This window comes from Methylocella sp., assembly GCF_041905455.1.
Lineage (GTDB): Bacteria > Pseudomonadota > Alphaproteobacteria > Rhizobiales > Beijerinckiaceae > Methylocapsa.
Map to the genome: position 1 here is coordinate 1 of NZ_JAYRLA010000020.1, position 20,872 is coordinate 20,872.

The window sequence follows — 20,872 nt, forward strand, 5'->3', positions numbered from 1 at the left end:
AACTTCTTCGCCAGACTCAAGCAATACCGCGCGATCGCAACACGCTACGACAAGACCGCCCGAATTTTCCTCGGTGCTGTCCATCTCGCAGCCAGCGTGATCTGGCTCAATTGACGACAGGCTCTAAATCTTCAGGCGAACACGAGCGGCATCGGCTCGAGGCGGATCGCGCCGAATCCGCGCCGGCGCAGCGCCGCGGCGAGCGCGTCTTTCGGCTCGCGCTCGCCCGTGAAGACGGCGAGCGGCCGGGCCGGCCGCGCGGCGGAAGGCGGCAGGCCGAGCTCGCGCGTCAGCACATGGTCGGCGCGCCGGGCGATCGCCGGGGCCGGGTCGATCCACTCGACCGGCCAGGGCGCGAGCCGCTCGAACTCGCCCAGCAGCAGCGGATAATGGGTGCAGCCGAGCGCGATGCAGTCGGTGCGCCGTCCGTCCTCCTCGACGAAGGCCGGCGCGATCTCCGCCAGAACGTCGGCGTCGGGCGCTCCCGCGCCCTGCATGAAATCCTCGGCGAGGCGGGCGAGCCCGCGCGCGCCGACGAGCGTCACCTTGCAGTCGCCGGCGTAGGATTCGATCAGCGCGCGCGTGTAGTCGCGCGCCACCGTGCCGGGCGTCGCCAGCACCGAGATCATGCGCGAGCGCGAATGGGCCGCCGCCGGCTTGATCGCCGGCACCGTCCCGACGAAGGGCGCGCCCGGAAAGGCCGCGCGAAGATCGGCGAGCGCCAGCGTCGAGGCGGTGTTGCAGGCGACCACGACGATGTCGGGCGAGAACAGTTCGATCATCCGGCCGACGACGTCGACGACGCGCGGGGCGAGCGCCGATTCGGGCAGCGCGCCATAGGGAAAGCCCGCCTCGTCCGCCGCGTAGACATATTCGGCGTCCGGCCGCAGCCGCGCGATCTCGGCGTAGACCGTCAGCCCGCCGAGCCCGGAATCGAACACGAGGATTTTCGGCGCGCGCGCCATGCGGGAAAGACCTTCCAGATGGTCCGCGCCGGAGCGGCCGCGTCCGGCGCCGGATCGCCTCCATGGAGCCGCGCGAAGGTTAAGGCCCCGTTGATCGCCGCAAATCGCGACGCAAAGATGGCGCCGGCCTAGGCCCCGGCCTCGTCGGGGCCGGCGTCTTTGGCCGCGCGACGCTCCGCCGCGCCGACGCGCTGCCCCTCGACGAGCCGGACGAACATTCCTCGCAGCGTGCTCACGTCCTGCGCGCTCAGCTCCAGCCGATGAAAAATGTTGCGCAGGTTGCGCCGCATCACCGGCGCCTTGCCGAGCGGCCGGAAGAAGCCGACGCGCTCCAGCTCGGCCTCGAGATAGTCGAAAAAGGACAGCACCATCTCGCGCGGCGCAGGCGGCGAGCGGGGATCGGCGGCGAACGGCGCAGCCCCGCCTCCGCTGGCGCGCATCCACTCATAGCCGATGAGCAGCACGGCCTGCGCAAGGTTGAGCGAGGCGTAGGCCGGATTGACCGGAAAGGTGACGACGCGATCGGCGACGGCGACCTCGTCGTTGTCGAGGCCGGTGCGCTCGGGGCCGAACATGAAGCCGCCCTTCGCTCCCTGCGCGATGAGCGCCGCGGCGCGCGGCATGGCCTCCTCCGGCGTTTCGATCGGCTTGTGCTGGCCGCGCTCGCGCGCCGTGGTCGCGTAGACGAAATGGAGGTCGGCGCAGGCGGCCTCGACGCTGTCGAAGACTTTCGCCGCTTCGAGCAGATGCGCCGCGCCGGCCGCCGCCGCGTCGGCCTCCTTCTCATAGCCGTCGGTGCGCGGCCATCCCTGCCGCGGCGCAACGAGGCGCAGGTCGCAGAGGCCGAAATTGGCCATCGCCCGCGCGCACATGCCGATGTTCACCGCAAGTTGCGGCCGCACGAGGATCACCGCCGGCCCGCCGGCGAGATTGGGCCTTGTGTGGTTCGTTCCAGCTCCGACCATCGCGCCTTCTCGCCCGAAGCGGCCGCGAAGGCAATGCGCCCGTCACGCCGGGGAGAGATCGGAAAGGTCGAACCGAAGCTCGTAGGCGTTCTCGGCGAAGCTGCGCGCAAGGGCCCTGGAGACGCCGAGGGCGCTGAGACGCGCGGCCTCCGCCAGCGGCTCGCCGCGCGCGAGACGGGCGGCGAGCAGCCCCGCGAACAGATCGCCCGCCCCGTTGGGGCGCAGCGGCAGGCGCGGCGTGCTGACGCGCAGCGCCTCTCCTGCTCCGAAGACGATCGTCTCGATCTCGCCTTGCGGCGTCTGCGCGAGCGCGGCGCCGGTGACGACGAGCCGATCCGGCCCCTGCGCCATGACACGCGCGGCGGCGCGCTCCGCGTCCGCGAGCGTCCGAGCCGGCGCGTCCGCCAGAATCTCGAGCTCGAACTGGTTGGGCGTCGCGAGGCCACAGAGCGGGACGAGCCTGCGCCGAAACAGCTCGACGAGCCGCCCGTCGACGAAGACGCCCGGACCGTCGTCGCCGATCACTGGGTCGCACAGATAAAGCAGCGCCGGATTGCGCTCCCGCGCCCTTTCGACGAAATCGGCGACGACGGCGCCGATTTCAGCCGAGCCGAGGTAGCCGGTCAGCAGCACGCGCGCCGCCTCGACGAGGCCGCGCTCCTCGAGCCCGAGCAGGAGATCGGCGACGAGCTGCGGGTCGAGGACGCGGCCGCGCGCGCTTGGATAGCGCGGATGGTTCGACAGGAGCACGGTCGGGATCGCGACGACGCGGGCGCCGAGCGCCTGCATCGGAAACAGCGCGGCCGAATTCCCCACCGCGCCATGCGCCACCTGGCTCTGGACGGAGATGACGAAAGGCCCCGGCCCGAGCGGCGGCTCCGACGCGCCGGCGCCGCTCATCGCCGATCCGAGCCGGCGAGCGCGGCGCGCAGGCGCGGCGTCATAAAGTCGAGAAAAACCTGGATGCGGCGCGGCAGACGCTTGCGGCCGAAATAAAGCGCGTGCGCCTCCTCGGCGTCGACCATCGCCTCGTCGAGGACGCTGACGAGGCGTCCCTCGGCGAGTTCGCGCACCGTCTCGCCGTCGCCGGCGGCGATGCGGCCGCGGACCTCGCGGTCGACGAGGCGCCCGCCGCTCTTGAGCGGCCAGACCGCCGCCGCGCGGCGGAAGCTGAAGCCGAGGCAATTGTGGCGCGCGAGGTCGTCGACCGTCACGGGCGTTCCGTTGGCCGCGAGATAGGAAGGCGCCGCGACGACGCGCCGCCGCGCCCGCCCGAGCCGCGCCGCGGTCAGGCCCGAATCTGCGAGCTCGCCGATGCGGAACGCGACGTCGCACTGCGCGTCGTAGAAATCCACCACCTCGTCGGTCAAGGAAAGCTCGAGCTTCATCGATGGATAGTCTTGCGCGAAGGATGGCACGAGCGGCGACAGGCGATGGCGGCCGAACGGGACCGAGGCGCTGACGCGCAGCAGTCCGCGCGGCGACGCCGCGCCGCCGCCGATCTCGGCGTCGAGCGCGTCGAGGTCTTCGATGAGCTCCTCCGCCCGCGTGCGGTAGAGTTCGCCTTCCGGCGTCAGGCGCAGGCGGCGGGTCGAGCGCTCGACAAGGCGCGCGCCGAGCCGCGTTTCGATCCGCGACACCAGCTTGGCGGTCGAGGACGGCGTCATGCCGACGGCGCGGCCGGCGGCGCTGAAGCTCCCCGCGCGAGAGACATGCAGGAACACTGTCATCTCCCAGGCGCGCGCGTCGCTCACAGCCTCGATCCGCTCGATCCTGTCCTTGAATGACAAAGCATTACGACCGGACGACGGGCGCCGCCAGAGGCCGCGCGCCCTTACGTTGCGGCGAGCCGCACGCGACAGGAAAGGGACGCGCGAATGGATCTGCAACTTCAGGGCAAGACGGCGCTGGTGACCGGGGCGACCGCCGGCATCGGCCTCTCGATCGCGGAGCGGCTCGCCGTCGAAGGGGCGGGAGTCGTCCTCGCCGGCCGCTCGCGCGAAAAGCTCGACGCCGCGGCGGCCAAGGTCAAGGCGCAGGCGCGCGAGGGCGCGGCCGTCTCGACCATCCTCGCCGACGCCGGAACGGCGCAGGGCTGCGCGCGGATCGCCGAAGAGGCGCCGGACGTCGACATCCTCGTCAACAATCTCGGGATTTATGAATCGAAGCCTTTCGAGGAGATCGCCGACGCCGACTGGCAGCGCCTCTTCGAGGTCAACGTGCTGAGCGGCGTGCGGCTGTCGCGCGCCTTCTTTCCGAAGATGCTCGCGCGGGGTTGGGGGCGGATCATTTTCGTCTCGAGCGAATCCTCGCTGATGATTCCCGGCGAGATGATCCATTACGGGACGACCAAGACCGCCCAGCTCTCGCTGTCGCGCGGCCTCGCCGGGCTGACGAAAGGGACCGGCGTGACGGTCAACGCCGTGCCGCCCGGCCCGACCCGCTCCGAGGGCGTCTTCGACTTCATCAGGAGCGTCGCGCGCGACCCCGACGCGCCGGTGGATCGGCTCGAGGCGGAATTCTTCGACGCGATGCGGCCGACCTCGCTGCTGCGCCGGATGATCGAGCCGGAGGAGGTCGCGGCGCTCGTCGCTTTCGTGGCGAGCCCGCTGGGCGCGGCGACCAACGGCGCGGCGCTGCGCGTCGAGGGCGGCCTCATTCCGACGGCGGTCTGAGGCGCCGCGCGCCGCGCGGCCTCAGTGGGTGACTTCGGCCTTCTTGACGAGCTTCGTCGTCGACTGGCCGGGCGAGAGCCCGGCGAGCACGACCCGCCCGCCCCGCGCGCGCACGATGTCGCCGCCGACCACCTGCTCCTCCGAATAGTCGGCGCCCTTGACGAGGACGTCGGGCTGCAGCGCCTTGATGAGCTCATAGGGCGTGTCCTCGTCGAACAGCACGACAGCGGACACGCCCTTGAGCGCGCCCATGACGGCGGCGCGCGATTCCTCGTCCTGAATCGGCCGGGTCGGCCCCTTGAGCCGGCGCACAGAGGCGTCGGAGTTCAGCGCCATGATCAGGCGGTCGCAGGTCGCGGCCGCCTGCTTGATGAGCGAAATGTGGCCGGGGTGCAGGAGGTCGAAGCAACCATTGGCGACGCCGACGGTCAGCTTCTCCTTCGCCCACGCCCAACGCTGCGCGACGGCTTCCTCGAGCGTGACGTGCCGCCCGTCGTTGACGACGGGCGAGGCGAATTCCGAGGCCAGCGAGGCCGAAAGCTCCTCGGGCGTCACGCAGGCGGTGCCCACCTTGGCGACGACGACGCCCGCCGCGTGATTGGCGAGCTTCATCGAATCGTGCATCGAAAGGCCGGAGGCCAGCGCGGCGGCGAGCGTCGCGATCACCGTGTCGCCCGCGCCCGAGACGTCGAACACGTCCTGCGCGACCGTCGCCATATGGATGGGCGGTCCGGAGAGCGGGAAATAGGACATGCCCTTCTCCGACCGGGTGAGGAGGATGTTCGCCTCGCTCGCCTCCTGCGCGACGAGCGCGGCGTTGAGCGCCTGCGCGTCGCTCTCGCAAGGCAGGCGCGTCGCGGCGGTCATCTCCTTGCGGTTGGGCGTGAGGATGGTCGCGCCGCGATAGGCCGAGAAGTCCAGCCGTTTCGGGTCGACCAGCACCTTTCTGCCCGTGCCGGCGCAGGCGTCGATGATCTCGCGCAGCGCGCGCAGGGACAGCGCGCCCTTGCCGTAGTCCGACAGGACGACGACGTCGGCGCGCGCCGCGGCGGCGGCGGCCGCGGCGATCAGCGCGTCCTCGACCGCCGGGTCGTGCGGCGTGGTGTCCTCATGGTCGACGCGCACGATCTGCTGGTGCGCGCCGAGCACCCTGAGCTTGCGGGTCGTCGGGCGGTCGGCGACCGCGATCATGCCGGAAAGGTCGACGCTGCCATGCGATTCGAGGCAGCGGACGAGGTCGTCGCGCGCCTGATCGAGGCCGGTGAGACCGACGACGTCGACGGTCGCGCCGAGCGTCGCGAGATTGGCGACGACGTTGGCGGCGCCGCCGGCCACCACGCGCTCGTTGAGCGAGCGGACGATCGGCACCGGCGCCTCAGGGGAGATGCGGCTGACGTCGCCGTGCAGGTAGCAGTCGAGGATCAGGTCGCCGATCACCGCGACCCTGCAGCGGGAGAAGCGGTCGATGACGGGAATCATCTGCGGGCGGCGCTCGGCGCCGGCCTCCTCCGCGCCCCCTGCCGACGCGCCCCGGGAAAGGGCGGCGGGGGCGGCGGGCTGCGCCGCGCTGTCGCGGTCGGACTGAGGCGAGGGCATCAATGCTGGCTCCAGATCGTTGGTCCGTCGGACATCGGCCGCCCGAAGGGGCGGCGTCGCGACGAGCGGCTGAAAGGCCCGCCCGACGTCTTCTCCCATGCGCCGCGCCGCGTCAGGCGCTTTTCGGCTCGAACGCCTTCGACGCCTCCACGGCGGCGAAGGCGAGATGGTAGAGCGTGCTCGACGGCGCGAAGGCGACGATCGGCTCGCCGTCCGCCGAAACATGATCGATCCAGCCGCCGGCGAAGGGCCGGCCGAGGAACGTCGAGGTGAGCGCGCCGATCATGTCGGCGGCGAAGCGCGGCGCGCCGGCGTCGCCCCTGTCCGCCATCGCGGCGGCGGCCTTGACCGCCTCGGCGTGCGGCCAGACGCGATGCGAAGGCTTCGCCACCCTCATGTCGCGGTCGATCTCGTCGACGATGAGGCCGTCGGCCGCGACGCCGCGCCGCAGCGCGCTCTGATGAAGCTGCAGGATGAAAGGAAAGACGCCCTCGCCCGAAAGTCGCTCGTATTGGGAGAGCAGCCAGACCCATTCGAAATGATGGCCCGGCTCGAAGATTCCAGCCTTCGCCGGATCGGGATGCGGGCTCCAGTCCTGCGCGAAATGTTCGAGCAGGACGCCCGGATCGGCCGCGAAAAGCCGCGCGCGGAAGAGGTCGACGATCTTCTTCGCGCGTTCAAGGAAGCCGCGGCCGGGGGCCGCCTCCTCGAGCGCGAGGCACGCCTCGAGAAGATGCATCAGGGGATTCTGGCGCTTTGCGCGGTCGTCCACGGGGAAGCGGTCGTAGAGCCCGCCGTATGTTTCGTCGGTGAGCGAAGCGTCGACGAAGCGGGCGACGTCGTCGGCGTGGGCGAGCAGGCGGGGATCGCCGTTGAGGCGATGGAGCGCGGCGAGCGCGAAAAGCACGAAGGCGTGCGCGTAGGAGTCGCGGACCGCGGATGCGACCGCGCCGTCGGCGCCGACCGAGAAGGCGACGCCGTTCGCGAGCGAGCCGTCCGCGCCGTAGAGGCGGACGAGGGACGCCATGGCGGCCTCGGCGAGCCGGCCGCCGTCGGCGCTCCAGCCGAGTTCGGCCGCCTGCGAGAAGACATAGATCTGGCGGGCCTGCGTCATCACGCGACGCGGAACGTCGCGGATCGGACGGCCGTCGAAATCAAAGCGCTCGTCGAACAGGCCGAGCCGCTTGTCGAACCCCTCTGCGCCCCATAGCGGCAGCGCGACGTTCGTGATCCAGCCGCGAAACGCCGCGGCCGCGACGCGCGCGGCGGAAAGGTCGGCGGCCTCCTTCAAAAGCGCTTCGTTCATGCAATCCTTCTTCGGCCGCTTCCGACGGCGCGCCAGATTCCCGTAAACGGGCCCGCAGTTCAACCCCGGCGGCCGCCGCGGGCCGGGGGCGCGGCGTCAGGCCGCGCGCATCAGCCGCGTCGCGTCGACGCGATAGGACAGCGCCTCGGCGAGATGCGCGCTCCCGACCTCGGCCGCGCCGTCGAGGTCGGCGATGGTGCGCGCGATCTTGAGCACGCGGTGAAAGCCGCGCGCCGACAGGCGCAGCCGCTCGGACGCCTCCCGCACGAGCCGCAGGCCCGAGGAGTCGGGCCGCGCCGCCTCCTCGATGACCGCGACCGGAGCCGCGGCGTTGCAGGCGACGCCCGAAAGCCCCATGCCCGCGTAACGCGCGCGCTGGAGCGTGCGCGCGGCGGCGACGCGGGCGGCGACCTCGCGCGAGCCCTCCGCCGGCGCCGGCAGCATCAGATCCGCCGCGGAGACGGCGGGCGCCTCGACATGCAGGTCGATGCGGTCGAGCAGCGGCCCCGATATCTTCGCCTGATACTGGGCCATGCAGCGCTCGTTCGGCTGCCGCTGGCAGGCGAAGCCAGGGTCGATGGCGTGGCCGCAGCGGCAGGGATTCATCGCCGCGACGAGCTGGAACCGCGCCGGATAGACGGTGCGATGCGCCGCCCGCGAGATCAGCACCTCGCCCGTTTCGAGCGGCTGGCGCAGGCTGTCGAGCGCCTGCGCCGAGAATTCCGGCAATTCGTCGAGGAACAGCACGCCGTGATGGGCGAGCGAGACCTCGCCGGGGCGCGCCTTGACGCCGCCGCCGACGAGCGCCGCCATCGACGCCGAATGATGCGGCGCGCGGAACGGGCGCCGGTCGGTGAGCGCGCCGCCCGCGAGGTCCCCGGCGACCGAATGGACGAGCGAGACTTCGAGCAGCTCGGCGGGCGAGAGCGGCGGCAGGATCGAGGGCAGCCGCGCCGCCAGCATCGACTTGCCCGCGCCCGGCGGGCCGTTGAAGAGCAGATTGTGGCCGCCGGCGGCGGCGATCTCGAGCGCCCGCTTGGCGCTCTCCTGCCCCTTGACGTCGCGCAGGTCCGGTTGCGCGTCGCCGGCCTTGCGTACGCCCGGACGCGGCCGCGCCATGACCTGCGTCCCCTTGAAATGATTGACGAGTTGGAGTAGCGACAGCGGCGCGAGCACGTCGAGATCCTCGCCCGCCCAGGCGGCTTCGGGGCCGCAGTCGTGCGGGCAGATCAGGCCGTGGCCGCGGGCGTTGGCGGCGATCGCGGCGGGCAGCACGCCGGCGACGGCGGCCACCGCCCCGTCGAGCGCCAGCTCGCCGAGCACGGTGTAGTTCTGCAGCGCGTCGGGCGAGATCGCGCCGATCGCCGCCATGACGCCGAGCGCGATCGGCAGATCGTAATGGCTGCCCTCCTTGGGCAGGTCGGCCGGAGCGAGATTGACGGTGATGCGCTTGGCCGGCAGGGCGAGGCCGGAGGCGTTGAGCGCGGCGCGCACCCGCTCGCGCGATTCGGCGACCGCCTTGTCGCCGAGGCCGACGACGGCGAAGACGACGTTGCCGTTGGCGATCTGAACCTGCACGTCGACGGGGCGGGCCTCGACGCCTTCAAACGCCACCGTCGCGACTCTAACGACCATCGGATGATCTCAACCATCAACTCTCGGCCAGCGTAACCGAAGCCGCAATCGAGAGCAAGAACATCCTGTGAACAAAGACCGACGCGAACGATCTCAGCTCACGTTGCGCTCAAGCTCCCGCTCGGCCTCGGCGATCACATGCGGCTCGCCGACATGCAGCCACACGCCGTCGAGCCGCTGGCCGTAGAGGCGGCCTTTCCCGGCGGCGTCCCAAAAGAAGGGCGCGAGCGGAAAGATCTTCTCGGCTCGGCCGGCGAACAGCTCGGGCTTCAGGATTCCGACGCCGGCGTAGACGAAGGGCGCGACCTCGCGCTCCGGTCGGCGGGAGAGGCGGCCGGCGGCGTCCATGAACACGTCGCCCGGCCAGTCGACGCCGACGCTCGTCGCGGTCGCGGCGACGAGCAGCAGGACGTCCATCTCGGCGGGATCCCACGTCTCGGCCAGACGGCTCAGGTTCCGCCTCGGCCCCTCGATCCACAGCGCGTCGGTGTTGGCGACGAAGAAGGGCGCCTCGCCCAGCAGCGGCAGGGCCTTCGCGATTCCCCCGCCCTGATCGAGCAGCGCGTCGCGCTCGTCGGAGACGATGACCTCGAGGTCGCGGCGGCTCGCAAGATGCGACTCGATCTGGTCGGCGAGGTGATGCACGTTGACCACGACGCGGCGCACGCCGGCCTCGGCGAAGCGGTCGAGCATATGGTCGAGCATCGACCTGCCGCCCACCTTGATCAGCGGCTTCGGCGTCGTCTGCGTCAGCGGCAGCATGCGCCGCCCGAGGCCGGCGGCGAACACCATCGCCGTCGACGGAATTTCATGAGCCATCTCGAAATCGCCGCCTTTCCGCCGGCGGCGCGCCGCGTGCGCCGCCGTTCCCTGATGACATTCCTGTTTGACCGCGCGACGACGCTTCGCTCAGGGCTCGGCGACGAGCCGCGGCGCGTGGGCCTCGCACCAGGTCCTGATCTCGGCGAGGCTTTCATGGCGCAGGTTCTTGCGCAGATAGCGCTCCACGCGCGGCAGATGGGCGAGGTATTGCGGCTTGCGGTCGCGCGCGTCGAGCCGCACGAAGATGCCCAGGATCTTCGTCGCGCGCTGCGCCCCGAGAACGGCGTAGGCCCGGGCGAATTCGGCGAGGTCGAACGAGGGGCCCGCCTCGCGCCGCCAGCGCGCGTAGGCGCCGAGCAGCTTCAGCTCCATCGCGTCGGACACGTCGACGCGCGCGTCCTGCAGCAGCGAGACGACGTCATAGGCCGGATGGCCGAGCACGCAGTCCTGAAAATCGACGAGGCCGACGCGGGCGAGCCCCTCGCGCTTCGGCAGCCAGAGAAGGTTCGGCGAGTGGTAGTCGCGCAGCGTCCACGTCGTCTCAAGGGTCAGCGACGAGGACAGGACCTTCTTCCACAGATTGACGAACGTCGCCTTGGCGCCGGAGGAGAGATGCCTGCCGCCGCGGGCCGGCGCGTACCAGTCGATGAACAGCTCGACCTCGATCAGCAGGGCGTCGAGGTCGTAGGGCGGGATCTGGTATTCGTCGCCGGGAGCGATCTCGATCGTCTCGGGCGGCTTCGCCGCATGGAGCTTGGCGAGCGCCCCGGCGGCGAGCGCGTAGCGCTCGAAGTCGGGCGCGCCGTCGACGAGCACGCCCTCGACGCCGAGGTCCTCGAGCAGGACGAGGCCGCTTTCGAGATCGAAGGCGTAGATCTCCGGCGCCGACAGCCCCTCGGCTCGCAGGCCCTTGTCGATGGCGACGAACGGCCGCGCGTCCTCGGCGAGCCGGGCGATGGCGCTGTAGGGCTTGCCGAAGCGCACCGGCGGCCCGTCCGGGCGCGGCGGCGAGATCATCAGGATCGCCGTCCCGCCGTCCTCGCGGACGAGGCGCTCGAACTGCCGCGTCGAGGCGTCGCCCTGCATGTGCTCGCGCCGCGCCCCGCGCCAGGGCGTCGCGGCGAGCAGCGTCTCGAGCGCGCGCGAGCGGGCGAGGCGCTCGGCGAAGGCGCCATGGCCGGCGACGACGACGGAGCGCGCTTCGTCCCCGCTCTCCGGGTCGAGGGCGAAGCTGAGGTCGAGCCGGTCCTGCGACAGGCGCGAACCGCCGCGCTCGGGCCACTCGACGATGACGAAGGCGCCGTCGGCGGCGTCGTCGAAGCCAAGCTCGTCGAGCTCCTCGGGTTTTTGCAGGCGATAGAGGTCGGCGTGCACGACGGGCGCCTCGATCCCGTCATAGACCTGCACCAGCAGGAAGGTCGGGCTCGGGGCCTCGAGCTCCGGGTCGCCGGTGAGGCGGCGGATCAGCGCGCGCGCGAAAGTGGTCTTGCCCGCGCCGAGCTCGCCGGAAAGGGTCACGAGGTCGCCGGGGCGGATCAGCTCCGCGACCTCGTCGGCGAGGCGCGCCGTCGCGGCCTCGTCGGGCAGGCGGCGCAGCCAGGAGGCATCGTTCGTCTGCGGCGCGTCCGCCTGCGTCGTCAGATCCATCGCCCCCTCCGCCTGCCTGAATTTAAGAGCGCCGCCCGAAGAGCCGCGCTCTTCTGGGAACAAGTCGATGCGTCAAAATTATGAGAGCGGCCGCGAACGGCGGGAGCCGGGATGCGGTCACCGCGGCCCGCTTTCGCGGTCTTCGCCCTGCGCGTCGCGCGGATCGGGGAAGAAGCAGGTGACCGTCGTCCCCGCTCCCGGCGTCGAATCGACGGCGATCCTCCCCCCGTGCAGCTCGACGAAGGAGCGGGCGATCGAGAGGCCAAGGCCGACGCCGCGATGGCGCGAGCCCGAAGCATGGGTCCTGAAGCGGTCGAAGATATGGTCGATCACTTCGGGCGGCACGCCGCGTCCGTGGTCGATCACCTCGAACACGACCTCACCGTCGCGCCGCAGGGCGACGAGCTCGACGCCCGCTCCGGCCGGCGAGAAGCCGATCGCGTTCGACAGGAGATTCGTCAGGATCTGGCGCACGCGCTTGCCGTCGGCGACGAAGGCGCCGAGCGGCTCATGCGTCTTCACTTCAAGGCTCACTCCCGCCTCGGCGGCGCGGTCGCGCATGGCGTCCGCCGCGGCTCTGGCGGCCTCGCCGGCGTCGATCTCCTCGCGCGAGAGCTCCATGGCGTCGGCGTCGATCGAGGCGAGGTCGAGGATGTCGTTGATGATGGCGAGCAGCGCCGTCGAGGAGGCGTTGACGTAGCCGACATATTCGAGCTGGCGCTCGTTGAGCGGCCCGACCGCCGGGTCGCCGAGGAGCTGCACGAAGCCGATGATGTTGGTGAGCGGCGAGCGCAGCTCGTAGGAGACGTGGTGGACGAAGTCGTTGCGCAGGCGTTCGGCCTCGACGAGCGCCTGGTTGCGCTCCGTCAGCGCCCGCGCGACGTTCACGCCGGCGGTGGCGTCGATGAAGGTGACGAGCGTCGCCCCGTCCGGCAGCGGCGCGGCGGCGCAGTCGAGCACGCTCGAATCGGCCCGCGTCATCCGCGTCTCGCAGCCGAGACGGCTGTCCTCGAGGCCGGCGACGGCGGCGCGCAGCTGGCTCCAGTCGTCGGGGCGCGCGAAACGCGGCGCGCACAGCTCGACGACGCGGTCGACATGGGGCTCGCCGCCGAGCATGGCGGGTTCGAGCCCCCACAGCTCGGCGAAGGCGGGATTGAACAGCTTGAGCCTGCCGTCGCTGCCGAACACGGCGACGCCTTCCTTCAGCGCATCGAGCGTCTCGCTCTGGACCCTGATCGCGGCGTTGAACTGGGATTCCAGGCGGAAGCGCTCGGTCAGGTCGTCGTAGAGGTAGGTCACGCCTCCTTGCGGATTGGGGTTGATGAACACCCGCAGCGTGCGCCCGTCCGGCAGGTGCCAGGCCTGCTCCTCGGGCTCCAGCGCGCGATAGGCGGCCATGAGGCCCTCTTTCCACAGGCGGTAGTCGGCCTGCTCGGGGATGAGCATCGCGGCGCGCAGATGGTCGAGGATCTCCGAATCGCTCGGGCGCTCGTCGAGGAAGGCCTGGTCGAGGCCCCAGAGCTGGCGGTAGGCGGCGTTGTGGAAGACAAGGCGCTTGCCGCCGTCGAAGATGGCGACGGCGGTCGAAAGCTGGTCGAGCGTGCGCGCATGAGCCTCGCGCTCACGCGCCAGCGCGTCGCGCGCCGCCTGCAGCTCGCTGACGTCGACGGCGGTTCCGGCCGAGGCGAGCCCCTGCCCCGCCTCGCCCGCGGGCGCCTCGACGACGTCGAACTGGCGGCGCTCGCCGGCGACGACCGCCGGCGCGCGGGCGCGCCAGACGCCGCCCGCGGCGCGCGCCGCACGGCTCGCCTCCCGCGCCGGCTTCTCGAGAAGCTCGAGGCCGCGCGCCACGGCGTCCCTGGCGTCCCTGGCCTCGACCGCTCTGGCGTAGGCGGCGTTGACGAAGGCGAGGGCGCCGTCGGCGCCGCGCAGCCAGGCGGGATCGGGCGAGGCCTCGATCATCGCCCACAGGGATTTGAGCTCGGCCCGCGCCTCGGCCTCGAGCTGGCTGAGGCGCAGCGCTTCGCGCCGGTCTTCGGAGACGTCGCGCAGGCGCAGCGCGGCGAGGCCATGGACCGGCGCGCCCTCGGCGGCGAGGCTGCGTCCTTCGCGCGTCGCGACGGTCAGGCTGAACCTCCGGCCTTCCGCGCGCAAGGCGGCGGCGGCCTCCCCGAGCGCGCGCGCGCATTCCGGCGCGAGCCAGGTCTCGAAGCGCGCGGGCTCGCCCGGCAGGAGCGAGAGGTCGCCAAGGGCCCGCGGCGGCGCGTCGGCGGCGGGCCAGACGAGGACGGCCTGCCCGGTCCCGCACAGCGCAAATTCGGCCTCGTCGAGCCGCGCGCGCAGCGGCGCGTCCTCCGACGCGGCTGCGGCATCAGAGGCGAAGGCCATGCGGCGACCCGATTTGCGCAGGAGCGCCGCGCCGGCGAACAGCGCGCCGCCGCCAACGAGCGCGAGGGCCGCCGCCGCCGTCGCGCCGTCGAGCGGCTGCGCGCAGGCCGGGCTCGAAAGAAGCGCGAAAAAAACGCCTGCGCAGATTCTGAGCCGCCCCGCCATGCCGCTTCCCGAACTATCCTGAAGAGCCTCGCCGCCGCGCAGCCTAAAGCCTGCGGGCGGGAATGAGAATCCACCCGTTCAGGGTCGCGGACGCAGCGCTTTCGACAGGGGCGCGCCGCTGATGAACAACAGCCCGCGCGCGATCGGCTCGCCGAGCGCGGCGGCGGCGGCGGGATAGCGCGCCAGCAACCGCGTCGCGACGCGCGAGCGCGCCGACCAGCGCGGCGTCGCGGCCGTCGCGTCGGGATCGGAGCAGTCCATCCGCCGCAGGAGCCGGGCGAAGTCGAAGGGCGTCCAGCCGCGCTCGATGAAGAAGCGCGCATGGTCGATCAGGTGGTCGATCAGGATCGCCTTGGCGCGGTCGTTCGAGTCGCCCGACCCGCCCGGCTGGTAGGAGAGCACGTTGCGCAGTTGCGGGCGCTTGGAGAAGACGTTGCCGCCGTGCAGCCGGTAGACGGCGAGCGCGTCGTCGATCAGCACGCTGCCGCAGACCGCGTTGACGCCGAGGCAGAAATAAAGGTCCGTTCCGGTGCGCAACGTCTTGAGGGCCGGCTGGTCGAGAAAGAGTTCGAGCGCGTCGCGGCGGAAGCAGTTGCCGGAAGTCGGCGACCATACCCATTCGTTGGTCATCGGCTCGACGAAACGCAGGCGGGCGAGGATCGAGCGGTCGACGTCCTCGCCCGGCCAGTCCTGCGAAAACATCGCTCCGGCGCGCTGGCGGTAGGCGCGCAGGCGCTGCGGCTCGCGCCCGCGCCGCCCGGCGACGACGCGTCCGAAAGCCTCCTCGGAGCCGAGCACCACCTCGCGTCCCGAGGCCTGCAGCATGTCCCCCGACGAGAAGCCGACATGCACGCGTAGCGAAAGATGCACGAAGACGTGGGTCGCTACGCAGTGCGGCAGCAGAAGGTCGTCGGCGTCGACGAAGATGACATAAGGCGCGTCCGAGGCGCGCAGCCCGTCGAGGGCCGCCGGAGTCTGCCCGTCGTTGGCGGCGCGGCGGATGATCTTCACGCCGCGCCGGCCGGCCTCGATGCGGGCGAGAACCTGCGGCGTCTCGTCGGTCGAGGCGTTGTCGACGACGACGCATTCGACGTCGGGATAGGTCTGCGCCAGCGCCGAGCCGACGCAGGCCTCGAGAAAACGGCCATAGTTGTAGTTGACGATCACGACGCAGACGCGCGGCAGGCTCAGGGCCGGCGCCGCGGCTCCCGTCTCGCCCCCCGTGCGCGCCGCCGGCGCCTCGCGCGTCAACGCCTCGTCCATGCTCCGCCCCCGATCCGTCAGGCCGACATGGACAGGGAATTGGCGAATCCGTCAATATGGCGGCGCAAGCCGTCCGGAGGCCTCCCATGGAACGCATCTCCAGATATGTCCCGCTCGGCGCGGGCGGACCGCAGGTCAGCGCGCTCGGCCTCGGCTGCATGTCTTTGTCAGGCGCCTATGGCGCGAACGACGACGCCGAAGGCGTGAAGCTCATCCGGTCGGCGCTCGACAGGGGCGTGACCTTTCTCGACACCGCCGACATGTATGGCTGGGGCCGTAACGAGACGCTGGTCGGCGCGGCGCTCGCCGGTCGGCGCGGCGAGGCGTTCGTCGCCACCAAATTCGGCTATGTGCGCGGCGAGGGCGACGCGCTTTTGATCAACGGCCGCCCGGATTATGTGTTCAGGGCCTGCGACGCGAGCCTCGCCCGGCTCAAGCTCGATCATATCGACCTTTACTATCAGCACCGCGTCGATCCCGACGTGCCGATCGACGAGACGGTCGACGCCATGGGCCAGCTCGTGCGGAAAGGCAAGGTCCGCCATATAGGGCTCTCGGAGGCGCGGCCGGAGACGATCCGCCGCGCGCAAAAAGTGTTTCCGGTGAGCGCGGCGCAGACGGAGTTCTCCCTGCTCTATCGCGTCGAGGCGCAGGAGACGCTCGAGACGACGCGCGAGCTCGGGATCGCCTTCGTCGCCTGTTCGCCGCTCGGGCGCGGCCTGCTGACGAGCGCCGCGCCTTCGTCCGCCGGGATCGCCGGCGACCGGCCTGCGACGCATCCGCGTTTTTCGGCCCGCAATCTCGAGCTCGTCGACCGTCTCGCGCAACTGGCCAAGGCCAAGGGCTGCAGCCCGTCGCAGCTCGCGCTGGCCTATGTGCTGGCGAAGGGCGCGATCCCCATCCCCGGCACGCGGCGCCTCGCGCGCCTCGAAGAGAACGTCGAGGCGCTCGACGTCGCGCTCAGCGAGCAGGACGTCGCCGCGCTCGAGCAGGCGATCCCCGCCGACGCCGCGGCGGGCGAGCGCTATCCGCCCGACCTGCTCGCCAAGGCCTGTCTTTGAGCGCCGCCGGCGAGCGCTTCGCCGCCCGCGACGCCATGGCCGGTCAGATAGAAGAAGCCGAAGCCGCGCGCCGCCTCGCGCAGCTCCCGCAGGAAAGCTTCGCGCGCCTCCCCAGCCGCCGCGGCGCGCCGCAGATCGACGACCGGAAGATCGAATCCGGCGCGGCCGTCCTCCTCGCGCGTCGCGTTCGGCTCGCCCATCCGCGCCTGTCCCCTTCGTCCGGTCCTATCCGGCGATCGGAAAGGCCGTCTCCGACTTAATCGTTTCCAGCACGAAGCGCGAGGTGACTTCGCGCAACGGCGCGAGGGCGACGAGGCGCTTGTAGAACGCGTCGAACGCCGCGGCGTCGGCGGCGACGACCCGCAGCGCGTAGTCGACGTCTCCCGCCATGCGGTAGAACTCCATCACCTCCTCCATGTCGGAGAGGGCGGCGCCGAAGTCGGCGAGGATTTGGGCGGAATGCTCGGCCAGCCGCACGGTGACGAAAACGGTCACGCCGAGGCCAAGCTTGACCGGGTCGAGCAGCGCGATGCGGCGCCGGATCACCCCGGCGGCCTCGAGCCGCTGGAGCCTTTTCCAGCACGGCGTCTGCGAAAGGCCGACGGCGGCGGCGATCTCGTGGATGGGACGGGCGGCGTCCTGCTGGATGAGGCGCAGGATGCGGCGATCGGTGGCGTCGATTTTGGGCGGCATCATGATAATTCAGTCTATAGATTTTATGTAATTAAGAACGCCACACTTCGCGACGCATTGCAAGCCCCGCGACGGGTTGAGACGAGAGGGGTTCTGGTCTAGACACCTGTGGCCGCGCCCGCCCGCCCGCGCCCTCGCGCGCGTGCGGCCCGGCGCGATCCTTGCTCCGCGCCGCGTTCGATCGCCGCGTGGGCGGCTCCGGTTCGAGCCGCCCACGGCGTCGGCGCGCGGCGCGCTCAGGCCCTAGCTTCAACCCCGCGCGACTGGGACCCTTTCATGCCGAAGCGCACCGACATCTCGACGATCCTCATCATCGGCGCGGGGCCGATCATCATCGGACAGGCCTGCGAGTTCGATTATTCGGGGACGCAGGCGTGCAAGGCGCTGCGCGAGGAAGGCTACCGCATCGTCCTCGTGAATTCGAACCCGGCGACGATCATGACCGACCCGGACATGGCCGACCGCACCTACATCGAGCCGATCGTTCCCGAGGTCGTCGCCAAGATCATCGCCAAGGAGCGCTACGCCTCTCCCGGCGGCTTCGCGCTTTTGCCGACCATGGGCGGCCAGACGGCGCTGAACTGCGCGCTCTCGCTCAAGAAGATGGGGGTGCTGGAGCAATATGACGTCGAGATGATCGGCGCCTCGGCGGAGGCGATCGACAAGGCCGAAGACCGCGAGCTGTTCCGCGAGGCGATGACCCGGATCGGCCTTTCGACGCCGCGCTCGCACCAGATCAAGACGCTGTCGCAGGCGCTCGCCGTCCTCGACGATATCGGCCTGCCGGCGATCATCCGCCCCTCCTTCACCATGGGCGGCACCGGCGGCGGCATCGCCTACAACAAGGCCGAATTCATCGACATCATCGAGCGCGGCATCGACGCCTCGCCGACGAGCGAGGTTCTGGTCGAGGAGAGCGTGCTCGGCTGGAAGGAATACGAGATGGAGGTCGTCCGCGACCGCGCGGACAACTGCATCATCGTCTGCTCCATCGAGAACATCGACCCGATGGGCGTCCATACCGGCGACTCCATCACCGTCGCGCCGGCGCTGACCCTGACCGACAAGGAATATCAGGTGATGCGCGACGCCTCGCTCGCCGTGCTGCGCGAGATCGGCGTCGAGACGGGCGGCTCCAACGTGCAGTTCGCGATCAATCCGGTCGACGGCCGCATGATCGTGATCGAGATGAATCCGCGCGTCTCGCGCTCCTCCGCGCTGGCCTCCAAGGCGACCGGCTTCCCGATCGCCAAGGTCGCCGCCAAGCTCGCGGTCGGCTTCACCCTCGACGAGATAGCGAACGACATCACCGGCGGCGCGACGCCGGCCTCGTTCGAGCCCTCGATCGACTACGTGGTGACCAAGATCCCGCGCTTCGCCTTCGAGAAATTTCCCGGCGCCGACAATGTGCTGACCACGGCGATGAAGTCGGTCGGCGAATCCATGGCCATCGGGCGCACCTTCGCCGAGAGCCTGCAGAAGGCGCTGCGCTCGCTCGACACCGGACTCGACGGGCTCGACGAGATCGAGATCGACGGGCTCGGCCTTGGCGACGACATGAACGCCCTGCGCGCCGCGCTCGGCGTGCCGACGCCCGACCGCCTGCTCGTCGTCGCGCAGGCGCTGCGCCACGGCATGACCCCGCAGGAGATCCACGAAGCCTGCCGCATCGACCCGTGGTTCATCGAACGCATCCGGGAGATCCTCGACCTCGAGGCCCTCGTGCGCCAGCGCGGCCTGCCGCAGGACGCCGAAAATCTGAGGATGCTGAAGGCGGCCGGCTTCTCCGACGCGCGTCTTGGCGCGCTGACGCCCCAGAGCGCGGCCGCCGTCGGCAAGTTGCGCCAGAAACTCGGCGTGCGCCCGGTCTACAAGCGCATCGACACCTGCGCGGCCGAGTTCGCCTCCCCCACGGCCTACATGTATTCGACCTACGCGCCGCCTTTCGCCGGCGCGCCCGCCGACGAGGCGCGCCCTTCGCAGCGCGAGAAGGTCGTCATCCTCGGCGGCGGCCCGAACCGCATCGGCCAGGGCATCGAGTTCGACTATTGCTGCTGCCACGCCTCCTTCGCCCTGCGCGAGCGCGGGATCGAGACGATCATGGTCAACTGCAATCCCGAGACCGTCTCGACCGACTACGACACCTCCGACCGCCTGTATTTCGAGCCGCTGACCGCCGAGGACGTGCTCGAGGTCATCGCCAGGGAGCGGGAGGCCGGGACGCTCAGGGGCGTGATCGTGCAGTTCGGCGGCCAGACGCCGCTGAAGCTCGCCAGCGCCCTGCAGAAGGCCGGCGTGCCCATTCTCGGCACCAGCGTCGATTCGATCGACCTCGCCGAGGATCGCGACCGCTTCAAGCGGCTGCTCGACAAGATCGGCCTCAAGCAGCCGATGAACGGCATCGCCTATTCGGTCGAGCAGTCGCGCATGGTCGCCGCCGACCTCGGCCTGCCGCTCGTCGTGCGCCCCTCCTACGTGCTGGGCGGACGGGCGATGGCGATCATCCGCGACCACGCCGAATTCGACGATTATCTTCTCGGCGTGCTGCCGGGCCTCGTGCCCGCGGACGTCAAGGCGCGCTACCCCAACGACAAGACCGGGCAGATCAACACGGTGCTCGGCAAGAACCCGCTGCTGTTCGACCGCTACCTCTCCGACGCCGTCGAGGTCGACGTCGACGCGCTTTGCGACGGCCGCGACGTGTTCGTCTGCGGCGTCATGGAGCATATCGAGGAGGCCGGCATCCACTCGGGCGACAGCGCCTGCTCGCTGCCGCCGCGCTCGCTCTCCGCGCAGACGATCGCCGAGCTCGAGCGGCAGACGCGCGAGCTCGCCCTCGCCCTCGAGGTCGGCGGCCTGATGAACGTCCAGTACGCGCTGAAGGACGGCGAGATCTTCGTGCTCGAGGTCAATCCGCGCGCCGCCCGCACCGTGCCCTTCGTCGCCAAGGTGGTCGGCCTGCCCATCGCCGGGATCGCCGCGCGGATCATGGCCGGCGAGAGCCTTTCGAGCTTCGGCCTCGCCGCGCCCGCGCTCGACCATGTCGGCGTCAAGGAGAGCGTCTTCCCCTTCGCGCGCTTTCCCGGCGTCGACACCGTGCTCGGCCCGGAGATGCGCTCGACCGGCGAGGTCATGGGCCTCGACCGCTCCTTCGCCGTCGCCTTCGCCAAGAGCCAGCTCGGCGGCGGCACCAAGGTGCCGACCTCCGGCGCCGTCTTCGTCTCGGTGCGCGACGACGACAAGGCGCGCGTGCTCGGCGCGATCAAGCTGCTCGCCGGCCTCGGCTTCAAGATCCTGGCGACCGGCGGCACGGCGCGCTACCTCGCCGGCGAAGGCGTGCCGGCGCAGCGGATCAACAAGGTGTCGGAAGGGCGCCCGCATGTCGTCGACGCGATCAAGAACGGCGGCGTGCAGCTCGTGCTGAACACCACCGAGGGCAAGCAGGCGCTCGCCGACTCGCGCTCGCTGCGCCGGGCGGCGCTGCTGCACAAGGTGCCCTATTACACGACGCTCGCCGGCGCGATCGCCGCCGCCGAGGGGGTCAAGGCCTATCTCGCCGGCGACCTCGAAGTCCGCGCTCTCCAGGATTATTTCGGATAGCGGACTATTTGGGCTTAACCTTTACGCTGGCGCGCCTGCCACTTGCGGCGGCGCGCGCGAAGGTGTCTCTTAAGGACGACCGATTTCCAGA

17 protein-coding genes are annotated in these 20,872 nt (G+C 70.8%); 4 read left to right on the top strand and 13 right to left on the bottom strand.

All coding sequences use genetic code 11. The features are described 5' to 3' along the window. Positions 1-114: transposase (locus ACE3OG_RS14215; protein ID WP_374309885.1), on the top strand; the 114-nt coding region annotated here is incomplete at its 5' end. A gap of 17 nt (positions 115-131) precedes the next feature. On the opposite strand, the gene murI is transcribed toward ACE3OG_RS14215, so the two are convergent. The 4 genes from murI to ACE3OG_RS14235 form a co-directional block, all read right to left on the bottom strand. After that, a complete protein-coding gene (murI, locus tag ACE3OG_RS14220; protein ID WP_374309774.1) occupies positions 132-965 on the bottom strand; it encodes a glutamate racemase in 834 nt (277 codons plus the stop codon). 128 nt (positions 966-1,093) lie between these two features. After that, positions 1,094-1,930, bottom strand: coding sequence for an RNA methyltransferase (locus ACE3OG_RS14225; protein WP_374309776.1), 837 nt, complete (start codon positions 1,928-1,930; stop codon positions 1,094-1,096). A gap of 42 nt (positions 1,931-1,972) precedes the next feature. After that, positions 1,973-2,830, bottom strand: a complete 858-nt coding sequence (gene pdxY / locus ACE3OG_RS14230; protein WP_374309778.1) for a pyridoxal kinase — start codon at positions 2,828-2,830, stop codon at positions 1,973-1,975. Beyond that, positions 2,827-3,684: a LysR family transcriptional regulator gene (locus tag ACE3OG_RS14235; protein ID WP_374309780.1), complete on the bottom strand. Its 858-nt coding sequence runs from the start codon at positions 3,682-3,684 to the stop codon at positions 2,827-2,829. Before ACE3OG_RS14235 ends, pdxY begins: the two co-directional genes overlap by 4 nt. Before the next feature lie 123 nt (positions 3,685-3,807). Here ACE3OG_RS14235 and ACE3OG_RS14240 point away from each other — a divergent pair, with 123 nt between their 5' ends. Then, complete coding sequence (locus tag ACE3OG_RS14240; protein WP_374309782.1) at positions 3,808-4,605, top strand: SDR family NAD(P)-dependent oxidoreductase; 798 nt, start codon at positions 3,808-3,810, stop codon at positions 4,603-4,605. A 21-nt stretch (positions 4,606-4,626) separates the two neighbouring features. Here ACE3OG_RS14240 and rfaE1 read toward each other — a convergent pair whose 3' ends face one another. From rfaE1 to ACE3OG_RS14275, 7 genes are all read right to left on the bottom strand, one after another. Next, complete coding sequence (rfaE1, locus tag ACE3OG_RS14245; RefSeq protein WP_374309784.1) at positions 4,627-6,201, bottom strand: D-glycero-beta-D-manno-heptose-7-phosphate kinase; 1,575 nt, start codon at positions 6,199-6,201, stop codon at positions 4,627-4,629. Between the two features lie 112 nt (positions 6,202-6,313). Then, entirely contained in the window at positions 6,314-7,507 is a 1,194-nt protein-coding gene (locus ACE3OG_RS14250; RefSeq protein WP_374309786.1) for an AGE family epimerase/isomerase, read from the bottom strand. Positions 7,508-7,603: 96 nt separating this feature from the next. After that, positions 7,604-9,142 carry a YifB family Mg chelatase-like AAA ATPase gene (locus tag ACE3OG_RS14255; protein WP_374309788.1) on the bottom strand — a complete coding sequence of 513 codons (1,539 nt, stop codon included), beginning with the start codon at positions 9,140-9,142 and terminating at the stop codon, positions 7,604-7,606. 93 nt (positions 9,143-9,235) lie between these two features. Then, positions 9,236-9,961 (bottom strand): nucleotidyltransferase family protein, encoded by a 726-nt coding sequence (locus ACE3OG_RS14260; protein ID WP_374309790.1) that lies wholly within the window; start codon positions 9,959-9,961, stop codon positions 9,236-9,238. 90 nt (positions 9,962-10,051) lie between these two features. Next, positions 10,052-11,611 carry a tRNA (adenosine(37)-N6)-threonylcarbamoyltransferase complex ATPase subunit type 1 TsaE gene (gene tsaE, locus ACE3OG_RS14265; RefSeq protein WP_374309792.1) on the bottom strand — a complete coding sequence of 520 codons (1,560 nt, stop codon included), beginning with the start codon at positions 11,609-11,611 and terminating at the stop codon, positions 10,052-10,054. Positions 11,612-11,728: 117 nt separating this feature from the next. Beyond that, entirely contained in the window at positions 11,729-14,164 is a 2,436-nt protein-coding gene (locus ACE3OG_RS14270; RefSeq protein WP_374309794.1) for an ATP-binding protein, read from the bottom strand. A 78-nt stretch (positions 14,165-14,242) separates the two neighbouring features. Next, on the bottom strand, positions 14,243-15,427 hold the full coding sequence (locus ACE3OG_RS14275; RefSeq protein WP_374309796.1) for a glycosyltransferase family 2 protein: 1,185 nt from the start codon (positions 15,425-15,427) through the stop codon (positions 14,243-14,245). An 86-nt stretch (positions 15,428-15,513) separates the two neighbouring features. Between ACE3OG_RS14275 and ACE3OG_RS14280 the strand changes: the two genes are divergently transcribed. After that, a complete protein-coding gene (locus ACE3OG_RS14280) occupies positions 15,514-16,488 on the top strand; it encodes an aldo/keto reductase (protein WP_374309798.1) in 975 nt (324 codons plus the stop codon). Here ACE3OG_RS14280 and ACE3OG_RS14285 read toward each other — a convergent pair. Both ACE3OG_RS14285 and ACE3OG_RS14290 read right to left on the bottom strand, forming a co-directional pair. Then, positions 16,452-16,688: a 2-oxoglutarate and iron-dependent oxygenase domain-containing protein gene (locus ACE3OG_RS14285; RefSeq protein ID WP_374309800.1), complete on the bottom strand. Its 237-nt coding sequence runs from the start codon at positions 16,686-16,688 to the stop codon at positions 16,452-16,454. The two genes, ACE3OG_RS14280 and ACE3OG_RS14285, sit on opposite strands and share 37 nt — an antisense overlap. A gap of 25 nt (positions 16,689-16,713) precedes the next feature. Further along, a complete protein-coding gene (locus tag ACE3OG_RS14290) occupies positions 16,714-17,169 on the bottom strand; it encodes an Lrp/AsnC family transcriptional regulator (protein ID WP_374309887.1) in 456 nt (151 codons plus the stop codon). A gap of 288 nt (positions 17,170-17,457) precedes the next feature. On the opposite strand from ACE3OG_RS14290, the gene carB reads away from it, so the two are divergent. Further along, positions 17,458-20,781 (top strand): carbamoyl-phosphate synthase large subunit, encoded by a 3,324-nt coding sequence (gene carB / locus ACE3OG_RS14295; protein ID WP_374309802.1) that lies wholly within the window; start codon positions 17,458-17,460, stop codon positions 20,779-20,781. The last annotated feature ends 91 nt before the right edge of the window (positions 20,782-20,872 follow it).